General features: G+C 33.7%; 11 protein-coding genes. 2 read left to right on the top strand and 9 right to left on the bottom strand.

All coding sequences use genetic code 11. The annotated features are described in order from the left end of the window. Positions 1–1,511: 1,511 nt before the first annotated feature. From QMO11_RS21570 to QMO11_RS21590, 5 genes are all read right to left on the bottom strand, one after another. Positions 1,512–1,853: a hypothetical protein gene (locus tag QMO11_RS21570; protein WP_282040003.1), complete on the bottom strand. Its 342-nt coding sequence runs from the start codon at positions 1,851–1,853 to the stop codon at positions 1,512–1,514. A gap of 2 nt (positions 1,854–1,855) precedes the next feature. Continuing rightward, positions 1,856–2,026, bottom strand: a complete 171-nt coding sequence (locus QMO11_RS21575; RefSeq protein WP_282040005.1) for a hypothetical protein — start codon at positions 2,024–2,026, stop codon at positions 1,856–1,858. A 313-nt stretch (positions 2,027–2,339) separates the two neighbouring features. Beyond that, a complete protein-coding gene (locus QMO11_RS21580; RefSeq protein ID WP_282040007.1) occupies positions 2,340–2,843 on the bottom strand; it encodes a hypothetical protein in 504 nt (167 codons plus the stop codon). A 178-nt stretch (positions 2,844–3,021) separates the two neighbouring features. Beyond that, positions 3,022–3,420 carry a hypothetical protein gene (locus QMO11_RS21585; protein WP_282040008.1) on the bottom strand — a complete coding sequence of 133 codons (399 nt, stop codon included), beginning with the start codon at positions 3,418–3,420 and terminating at the stop codon, positions 3,022–3,024. Between the two features lie 359 nt (positions 3,421–3,779). Further along, complete coding sequence (locus tag QMO11_RS21590) at positions 3,780–4,556, bottom strand: hypothetical protein (protein ID WP_282040010.1); 777 nt, start codon at positions 4,554–4,556, stop codon at positions 3,780–3,782. Positions 4,557–4,839: 283 nt separating this feature from the next. On the opposite strand from QMO11_RS21590, the gene QMO11_RS21595 reads away from it, so the two are divergent. Together QMO11_RS21595 and QMO11_RS21600 are read left to right on the top strand one after the other, a co-directional pair. Continuing rightward, positions 4,840–5,454: a Crp/Fnr family transcriptional regulator gene (locus QMO11_RS21595; protein WP_282040011.1), complete on the top strand. Its 615-nt coding sequence runs from the start codon at positions 4,840–4,842 to the stop codon at positions 5,452–5,454. 91 nt (positions 5,455–5,545) lie between these two features. Continuing rightward, a complete protein-coding gene (locus QMO11_RS21600) occupies positions 5,546–6,829 on the top strand; it encodes a T9SS type A sorting domain-containing protein (protein WP_282040012.1) in 1,284 nt (427 codons plus the stop codon). A gap of 273 nt (positions 6,830–7,102) precedes the next feature. Here QMO11_RS21600 and QMO11_RS21605 read toward each other — a convergent pair whose 3' ends face one another. From QMO11_RS21605 to QMO11_RS21620, 4 genes are all read right to left on the bottom strand, one after another. Next, positions 7,103–7,720: a hypothetical protein gene (locus QMO11_RS21605; protein WP_282040014.1), complete on the bottom strand. Its 618-nt coding sequence runs from the start codon at positions 7,718–7,720 to the stop codon at positions 7,103–7,105. 201 nt (positions 7,721–7,921) lie between these two features. After that, positions 7,922–8,479 (bottom strand): PH domain-containing protein, encoded by a 558-nt coding sequence (locus QMO11_RS21610; protein WP_282040016.1) that lies wholly within the window; start codon positions 8,477–8,479, stop codon positions 7,922–7,924. Between the two features lie 263 nt (positions 8,480–8,742). Continuing rightward, positions 8,743–9,183: a hypothetical protein gene (locus QMO11_RS21615; RefSeq protein ID WP_282040018.1), complete on the bottom strand. Its 441-nt coding sequence runs from the start codon at positions 9,181–9,183 to the stop codon at positions 8,743–8,745. A 141-nt stretch (positions 9,184–9,324) separates the two neighbouring features. Next, a complete protein-coding gene (locus QMO11_RS21620; protein ID WP_282040020.1) occupies positions 9,325–9,717 on the bottom strand; it encodes a hypothetical protein in 393 nt (130 codons plus the stop codon). Positions 9,718–9,911: the final 194 nt, after the last annotated feature.

The raw sequence follows: 9,911 nt of genomic DNA on the forward strand, positions 1-9,911 counted from the left end.
GGTGAATCGATTAGCCGCAGAATTAAACCTTAAAGTCATCAACTTTGCAGATAAAATATAAAGCTGTCATTGGTAGGAACGAAGGAATCTCAAGGCGCAAAGTAAAGCACTCAAACTATTTCATGCCACCACTACAAACCACAAGATGTAATCTTGAGGCAACGGGGAGCCAACAGGGGTATCAAGATGATTTGCAGCACGCCTTGAGATTGCTTCCTTCGTCGCAAGGACGCAATACCGTATAGCAATAATGTACTTTTTACGCCTCGTCATTCGAGGAACGAAGGAATCTAAAGGCGCAAAGTAAAGCACTCAAACTATTTCATGCCACCACTACAAACCACAAGATGCAATCTTGAGGCAGCGGGGAGCCAACAGGGATATCAAGATGATTTACAGCACGCCTTGAGATTGCTTCCTGCGCACCAAGGACGCAATACCGTATAGCAATAATGTACTTTTTGCGCCTCGTCATTCCAAGGAACGAAGGAATGACGAGGCGCAAAGTAAAGTACTCAAACTATTTCATGCCACCACTACAAACCACAAGATGTAATCTTGAGGCAGCGGGGAGCCAACAGGGGTATCAAGATGATTTGCAGCACGCCTTGAGATTGCTTCCTGCGCACCAAGGACGCAATACCGTATAGCCATTATGTACTTTTTACGCCTCGTCATTCCAAGGAACGAAGGAATCTAAAGGCGCAAAAGGTATACAAAAAGCCCGTTGGCCGCATTTGGTACTTCGTGCTTCTAATTAAAAATACCAAACAGTCGCCAGCACGAGCTAGACGAGAGAGTCTGCAGCTTGTTAATGTTACTCAATGTGTGTGGCATAGGTAGGTAACTAATATGGCTAGTCTATTGCTCTTAAAAGCAAAAGCACTTCGCAATGCATGAAACCACCTGTAAGAACGTTGCCTAAGGAGCTCGCAAGCCTTGCAAGTACCAAAGCCAATGTTTAATAGGCTCCTTGCAGGTGTTGCAAGCTACTTTTGAACCTTAGAAAATCATTTAACAAGTGTTGCGAGTAACTTAAGAACGTTCAAAATAGACCTCGCAAGTATTGCAAAATACAAAACCTACATTCAAAAGTATGTTGCAGGTGTTGCAAGCTACTTTTGAACCTTAGAAAATCATTTAACAAGTGTTGCGAGTAACTTAAGAACGTTCAAAATAGACCTCGCAAGTATTGCGAAGTACAAAACCTACATTCAAAAGTATGTTGCAAGTGCTGCGAGGTGCTTCTCCTATGTTTTTTTACTACTAACAAGGCTTGTGAGAGAGTTTAAAACAAAAGCCGCACTTTTAAAATGCGGCTTTGTTGTTTACAGGCTAGAAGCCTTATGTGTAGCGACGTAGCCAGAGGCATACGCCGAACGATTTACATTGTTTAGATGTTACGGTGAGCGGGGTCAGTATAAATAAGTGGATTATTAAAGCAATACGCAAATCGGTTATAGTTTAAAGCATTCTCAGGTGCTTGTATATGAGGGTCTGGGGGCTTTCAACTAAAAATCTATCAACTTTAATGCTTCTTTTAAATAAGTAGCTTTTTCACATATATTTAACCACTTTTCATCTTTTAACATATATGAGGGATCTGAAGGTTCATCATATTTCATTAATTCTTTTGAGAACCATAATAATTCTTCATTAAGTGAAAGGTTAGTTGAATTTATTGCACCATTTTGTATTTCTTCGAAAAAGAAATAGTCCTCCAAGGTATTAACTGCTTCTCCAAAATTTAAGATCGGATCCCAATACTCTTGATCAACCCAGACTTTTTTTTGAAAATTTGTATCAGCAATCTTGCTTAAGATATCCAATATTATACCTTTCTTATTTTTCATATTTAAAAATCAAATAAATTTAATGGAACATGTAAATCTCCGGATTTATTTTGCCCATGCCCAGTTTTATTTATAATAGGTCGTCCAAACATATCCACTGGAGAACCATTCTTATATCTAACAACATAAGGTTTTTGAGAATTAGACCATTGACTACTAGTCCTACCTGGCATAACTCTAACATTATTAGCGGAATTATTTGGATCAATGAACCTTACTCCTCCATCCTTACCTGATGTTTTTGTTATCCAGTCATCTGGAATATTTAAATCCTCTCTTATCTGGACTGCATGTTTAGAAAAGTCACCCCAGGCTAGCGCGAGCTTTTAGCTCGTGATTACAGTTTTTTTTAACCTCAACAACCTAAACTCGTTAGCATCTTTGTTGCACTGCGGTACTAAGTTATTATGTATATTTTTTTTTGCTAAGATAACACAAAACTCATGTGTTTTAGATACTGTAAGACTTATGTGCTAGAAGCACGAGTTACAAACTCGCGCTAGCTTGGGGGGATATATTTTCAACAATTAGATTATATTTTTCAAAGAATTCCTTGATTAAATATATCTCTTCTCCATAATTATATCTTATAATACAACCCATTTTATTAGTATCCTTCTTCGATATTATCCAATCAAATTCAGTTTTACTAACAGATATCTTGTCGATAGAAAGGCTAATTATTTTCGGTTTCAAGCATAATATACCTAAAGTTTCAAAATGTAATTTTTCTTCCTCCGAATATATTCTAGATACAATCCTATTGTGTTTTTTTGCCAAAAATATTGGAAAAAAAATATTAAATGATAATGCAAATAATACGGTAAAACATAAAGCAATATAAAAGAAATCCATGTCATTGCGATCACTAAAATACACAAGTATTAAGCATACAATATAAAATAGTGGTGATATGAAAATATTCTTTAAAATACTTTTCTTAACTAACTTATTTGTTTGTATTCCGTTAGCATTCTGTAAATAATCCATAGATAATCTATTCAAGGGACAATTGGTTTTAATTGATCATGTAATGATTTTAAGTGCATCAGATAAGAACAATAGTGCCACACAGGCAGACCAGCGCTAGCTTGGGAGCTTTATGCAATAACTTAATGATATTGATCTCGCGGCAGCGTGGGTGCTTTTTATTTAGCGATTGTATTATTTACGGTTGTAAATATTGGTCTTTAAACTCATTTAAGTCTTTTTCATATTCTTCTGCTTTAAAGTCTGACACCCTTTGGGGTAAGAGCTTTGGCATTTCCAAAAGTTTATCAAATATCACAGCGAACAGTTCTTTTTTATCGTATCTTTTTACCTCATCAATCTCAAATGAGTGTTCAAATTGAAAAGTCTTATCCTTTTTGCTTAAACGCGGCTTCTTTGGCTTGAAGAAAAATTTACCATCTTCACCAACACTAATAAATCCAAAATAAACTTCATCTATTTCTTTTGAATATTTTTTTTTCTCTAAGAAAGAGTCTAAATCATTAGATAATTTATTAATACAACCTGTTTTTTCTTCAATTTCTTCGTCTATATAATTTGCAATTCCAAACTTCATATTCAATTTGTTTTTTTATCTAAATATTGGGTTACCGGGAGGTCTAACTCCATAGATGTGATAATAGCCATATATAAAATATTTTTCCATTATTTTAATTTCGGTTTGCCTTCCACTGCCTAGCCTAATAATTTCTAGCCCCATGCTAGCGCGAACTTTTAGCTCGTGACTAAAGTTTTTTTCAACTTCAATAACCTAATTTCCTTAGCATCTTTCTTACACTGCGGTACTAGACTATTATGTATATAATTTTTGCTAAGATAGCACAAAACTCATATGTTTTAGATACTGCAAGACTTATGTGCTAGAAGCACGAGTTATAAACTCGCGCTAGCTTGGGGCGCACTAGCGGGGGGGCATTAGCGGGGAAAATACATATTCTCAATTGCATTTAAATTAGAAAGAGGTCTGTAAACACCTAATATTTTAGAATATAGAAATACTTTAAATATTAACTCTTTATTCATGTGACTTATGTTGTTAATCTTATACACAATAGACCTTATTGTACCAAATGTGACCTTATTTTTATTAGAGTTCCCAAAGTTTAGATGCTCTAGCTTAATTAATGACATTAAATTATAGTTCCAATATTCTAACGATTTCATGAGATATCGTTCTTTTTGCTCTAGACAAGCAGTGTAAGTAGCTTGAAAATAACATATCGCAGATAATTCACGAGCGTCAGCACCTGAACTATCTACTAATATTGGAGTTCTTCCTATTGATTCTTCCCCGAATATATTTTCAAAGATATATTGTCTTATTAAGAATATTCTATAATTACTCTTGAAATCATCTGTAAGTTCAAGAACTTTATCAAAATCAGCAATACAATCACTCATTAAAACAAGCGAGTACAGTAATATATCTTTTATATCAGCACTTCTTTGAATCAGCTGTTTTTGAACTTCTTCCAGTTCATATATTATTCTTGGCTCATTATTTATTTCACTATTATAAAAATCACATAGCAATGACTTTTGCTTATTATATAAAACTTCTTTACTTAGTACCATACAACATTTTTGAATATTTCTTAAATCTGTACCTGGCGTTATTACCCAACTATTAATACTTTTTACAACACCATTAGGATCAATAAATGTTCTTATTTCAAGCCCATATCCCCCCATGCTAGCGCGAGCTTTTAGCTCGTGACTACAGTTTTTTCAACTTCAATAACATAAACTCGTTAGCATCTTTGCTAAACTGCGGTAATAGGCTATTATGTATATTATTTTTTGCTAAGATAGACAAAACTCATATGTTTTAGATACTGCAAGACTTATGTGCTTATAGAAGCACGAGCTGAAAGTTCGCGCTCAATGTCGTTCAGTAAAGAATATTCATACTGCACCTTTGTTGTTTTTCAACACCTATTGAATTATTTTTGTACAACATTAATGTTGTTTTAAAATGACCAAACTTATTACGTCAAATGACCTTTGTATTTTAAAAGATTTCTTTTCAAGTTCCACAAGCATTAGTGATGAACTAATTCATACCATAAGCCAATCGTTTATAAAACGCATCTTCAAAAAAGGTGAGGTAATAACCAAAGAAGGCGATATTGAATGTTATGCCAATATCGTTACCAAAGGCGTTGTGCACCAATTCATGTATGATGAGGATGCCATCATAACCATCAATATCACCCCAGCCAGATTAGGCTTCAACAGCCTAAAGAGCTACATTGAATCATCCCCTTCTCTGGAAGTTCATGAAGCACTTACGGATGTGGAAGTGCTATCCATCAGAAAACAAGATATTGATGAACTGGTTAAAAGTGATGCAGCTATTTGCTACCTACTTTATAAAGTACATGAGCACATTTTGCTGGATCGTGAAAACAGAATGTTGATGCTTCAATACCGAAGTGCCGAAAAAAGGCTTCAACTATTTCATGAGATCATCCAACGCTCTGATTACTTACTAGCAAATACACCTGATAAATACATTGCCAGCTATTTAAACATGACGCCGCAACAATACAGCAAAGAAAAAAGTAAGCGCTTAAAAAGGCAAGGTTAAAAGTTGTCAATTCAATCAATTATTATCTGCAGATAACTTTTATACTAACGATAATAAGTTGTTTTGAATTTTCAATTTAAAACTAATTGTCATGATGAAACAACTACTAATACTAGCTATTGGCGTATTACTCACTTACCCTTCTAATGGGCAAACACTGATTTATTCAAAACCTACAGAGCTGCTGCATACAACAAACACGCAAAGCTTTATTGGCAATGGCTTTAAGCTTGATGCTGTAGTTCAGTATGTTTTTAACGAATCTTCTTCTGCTTGGGATAAGCCCTACACCAAACAAACCTACCTATACGATACTAATGGCAATGAAACTGAAACAAGAAATTATGAATGGGATGAAGCCAAGCAGAATTGGAAAAATGTAGATAAGAAGGTATCATCCTATACAAGCTCAGGTATTTTAGTAACGGACACACACTACCAATGGAAGGATTCTGATGGTTGGAATAACGAGAAGAAATATACCTACTCATACAATAGCGAACTTTTATTAAAAGAAATACTGATTTGGGAACCTAGCTCAAACACTTGGGAAGCAAGGCAAAGAGTTCGTATTGACTATTACGAATCGGGTCAGGTTAAAGAAGAAGTTCGATTAATAAGGATGGCACCAGAAACCCACTGGGAACGTACGCAAAAGAAATTTTACCTCTATAAAGATGGTCAACGAGAAAGTGTAGGTGTATCATATTGGAGCAAGCAAACTCAAAGCTGGAATCCTCAGTTCTTGTACAATTATCTATACGACAGAACAGATCATTTACTTAGACAGATCATATGTTTTAGTAAATCCAATACCAATTGGGTTAAAATGAATTCGACTTCCTACAATTACAATATTAACAAGATGCTTGCGGGCATGACAGTTGTTTATGAGGATCACGACAATAAAGGTTATGATGAAGTTAAGGAACAATCCTATGCGCATAATTTTGAGGTGCCTGCCAATAACTTGCTGTTACCATATAAAAACAGAAACACCGTGCCGAGCGCATTTCACCATCAATTAACAACCAACCAACTCTATGCTTATAACAAGCATGAAGATGACCTCGTAAAATATCGAGAAGATATCTATTATTATTCCGCTATTGAACATGCTACTAGCGTGCCTTTCGTGTATGATGAGTTGATTAAAGTTTCTCCTAATCCTGCTAGTCATTACATCACCATCCATTGTCCTAACAAAAGTGCATCATTACATTTAAACTTGTATAATTACACAGGCCAAGCTATAATAAACAGCCAATACACAGCAGGCAAGCCCATTGATATTAGCTATTTACCACGCGGCTTATACATTTATAAAATTACTCAGGAACAAACGACTGTAACAGGAAAACTTCTTATTCGTTAATCCAGTTTTTCGATAAACAGAATCCTCCATCCCACCTCGGATTTGTGATACCACTCGCATTGGATTGAAGCATTAAATACATAGGCAAGTGGCTAATAACAACAAAACAAGTGCTTTGCTCCGCAGAGGTTTAAGACAAAACAAAAGCCGCACTTTTAAAATGCGGCTTTCTTGTTTACAGGCTAAACGCCTTATGCATTATGCGACGTAGCCAGAGGCATACGCCGAACGATTTACATTGTTTAGATGTTACGGTGAGCGGGGGGTAATAGATCATTGAAAAAAGATACAATACGTAGAGCCATCTTTATAATATGTATATAGCTCCGTGTCCATGCCACAATCTACCCGATAAGAAAGTATATTTCTCCTATTTCTTAATTCAAGAGAAGAGTCAAGTACTACCTTTTTTACCATAATATTATCTTTAGAAAATAAAGATTGTTCTCTCAATCTTGATGAATAAATAAAGTTACACTGTCCTGTTGGGTCCGCATACCCTTTATAGTAGGAAACCATTATAACTGGTTTTTTAGAAATAGTATAGTTATTAAAGCTACCATCTTCTCGGTCTTCTATTTGTTCTCTCTTCACAAAAGAAATAGAATCTCCTATATGAGGCAAATCTGATATAATCCACAATAAACCTGCTCTATCATTTATCTCAAAAGATATAAGAGTATCTATCTTTTCTATTAAATATGTATCATTGAATATAACTGGTCCAGGATGAAAATCGCTCAATATATTTGAATATAAAACAGTATCAATGCTAATACTTTTCATTCTCGTACTCTCAAAAATAATTCTTGAACGAATGATTTCATAAGTAAGAAATAGAAATGGAATCAGCACAATTAGCAATAAGGTTCTTTTTAGATATTTCTTCATAAAGGTTGTAAATAGTACGCTAGCCCACGCAATATAATAATTATATCACAACAGCTATTTTTATATGATAATTTGACGTAGCTAGTTTTCCCCTAATTATCAGAAACAACAAAAGCCGCACTTTCAAAATGCGGCTTTCTTGTTTACAGGCTAAAAGCCTTATACATTATGCGACGTAGCCAGAGCCATATGCCGAACGATTTACTTTATATGGTTGTTACCCTCAGTATAACTTAACTTGGAGAACCATAACTTCTTTCGTTCTATCAAAACTCCTTTTAATTGCCCGATTATAATATCTACTTTAGGTGAAAGCAGCCGTGTTAAGAACAATACTTCACCTGAATTTATTATAACTTTTACATAAAAATATGACTCAAAGGAAAGAATCGGCATACCTCCTGCATCCATACTTGCCGATTTATATATTATAATTTTTTTTATATCATAATCATTATAAGTTACTTTTTTACTATTTCTTATTACAATAATTTCTTTATCAGTTATCACATACTCAACATCCTTATTCTCCTGCCAATAAGTTATATGTAAGTATAATATAGGGACTAATTCTGCCAGAACAAACAATACAAAGGTTATGCATAACCCAACCTTAAAATCATAAAAAAAAAGTATTACCCCTAGAATTAGGGTGATAAATATAAATGATGACACAGCTAAAATATGATTATAACATGTGTGTGTTAACTTAAAATTTTCCTGTATACCAGGTTCTTCCAACGGATCTCTCAAAATCATAATACGCTTTTTTGTTTCATTTGCTATCGGAATAAGAAGATCATAATAAGTACTTTTAGCTCGTGACTACAGTTTTTTTTTAAATCTAATAACCTAAATTCGTTAGCATCTTTATTGCACTGCTATACTTGCTTATTATGTATATTATCATTTTTGCTAAGATAGCACAAAACTCATATGTTTGAGATACTGTATAAACTTATGTGCTTTATAGGAGCACGAGTTACAAACTCGCGCTAGCTTTAGGGATAAGCAAGGTAATCTTACTCACTTTCTTGAATGTTGTAGATTTCATTATACTTCTTTTTGCCTAAAAAAAATGTTTTAGTCTCAGTATTTTTTGGCCTGAAAATATAATCCTTACAGTATAACTCTTTAAAATAAAAACAGGTATCAAGATTATCATAAAAACTTATCCTATGTAAAGTATCATCTTTTACAACTATAGACCAAAGTCTGCTAAATTTGATATTGTAATCTATATTTGAAAATTCCAGCCAATACATTGTATCACTCACTGAACATCCATAGCTGTATATTATATGATCATCATATCCTAGTTGGTGTAGAAGTTCCCAATCTAAATTCAATTTCTCTATCATTTTATGACTTTCCAAGAAACGGTCAAAGTCAGACCCAGTGTCACAAGATATGCTTGCACTTAATATTAGGAAAGTTATTATTACTTTATAAAAACGCTTCATTTAAATATGCTTTATAGTACTGATTATACATCTTTTAATTAGAAAAGATTAAGCTTATCTTATAAGGTATATAGTCGCATGGATAATTTATTTCTTACTGGTTGAATATAGCTTAAGTATAAAAGCCATATATCAATTGATTTACATTAAAACTACCATAATGAATAATCCTAAACTAATACTGATATAAGCTAGAATTTTCAATGTGCCCATTATTCTTTTTTTCTTTTTCTCTTCAAAATATCGGATAATACTTTTATACTTCTTACGATAAAAAAATAACATAAAACTGGATAGTAATGAAATCAAAAAGATAAGAGACATTGTCATCAAACTAATGTCCTGTTTATTGAATATCGACTTACCAACTAAACCAACTACAGTAAACGCATTTAATGAAAATAAAGCGCTTACGATAATTAAGGCAGCGTCTCTGCCTCCGTCTTTACCATAATTTATTGAGGTAATTTTATATATGCTATAAAATAAATATTTTATTCCGTTTAAAATCATATCTACTATTCGTCTAATCAATTATAAAAATCGTTGAAACCTCCCCCAACCTAGCGCGAGGATGCATTTTTCACTAAAACTAAACTACAAACATTATTATAAAGAAAAAGCCCTATTGCCAGGCTTTTTATTCCTTATTTAACGTGAGTTCGATCTAAGCAGCCTTATTAATATGGTCATTATCTATGATGTCTATATTTAAAGAGGGTTTCTTA

Source organism: Saccharicrinis aurantiacus, from assembly GCF_947489045.1.
Taxonomy (GTDB): Bacteria; Bacteroidota; Bacteroidia; order Bacteroidales; family Marinilabiliaceae; genus Saccharicrinis; species Saccharicrinis aurantiacus.

Excerpts from the sequence above, each read along its gene's own strand:
- QMO11_RS21590 (WP_282040010.1), bottom strand. The coding sequence starts at position 4,556 with ATGGGGGGATATGGGCTTGAAATAAGAACATTTATTGATCCTAATGGT.
- QMO11_RS21600 (WP_282040012.1), top strand. The coding sequence starts at position 5,546 with ATGATGAAACAACTACTAATACTAGCTATTGGCGTATTACTCACTTAC.
- QMO11_RS21615 (WP_282040018.1), bottom strand. The coding sequence starts at position 9,183 with ATGAAGCGTTTTTATAAAGTAATAATAACTTTCCTAATATTAAGTGCA.
- QMO11_RS21605 (WP_282040014.1), bottom strand. The coding sequence starts at position 7,720 with ATGAAGAAATATCTAAAAAGAACCTTATTGCTAATTGTGCTGATTCCA.
- QMO11_RS21575 (WP_282040005.1), bottom strand. The coding sequence starts at position 2,026 with ATGCCAGGTAGGACTAGTAGTCAATGGTCTAATTCTCAAAAACCTTAT.
- QMO11_RS21580 (WP_282040007.1), bottom strand. The coding sequence starts at position 2,843 with ATGGATTATTTACAGAATGCTAACGGAATACAAACAAATAAGTTAGTT.
- QMO11_RS21585 (WP_282040008.1), bottom strand. The coding sequence starts at position 3,420 with ATGAAGTTTGGAATTGCAAATTATATAGACGAAGAAATTGAAGAAAAA.
- QMO11_RS21595 (WP_282040011.1), top strand. The coding sequence starts at position 4,840 with ATGACCAAACTTATTACGTCAAATGACCTTTGTATTTTAAAAGATTTC.
- QMO11_RS21610 (WP_282040016.1), bottom strand. The coding sequence starts at position 8,479 with ATGATTTTGAGAGATCCGTTGGAAGAACCTGGTATACAGGAAAATTTT.
- QMO11_RS21570 (WP_282040003.1), bottom strand. The coding sequence starts at position 1,853 with ATGAAAAATAAGAAAGGTATAATATTGGATATCTTAAGCAAGATTGCT.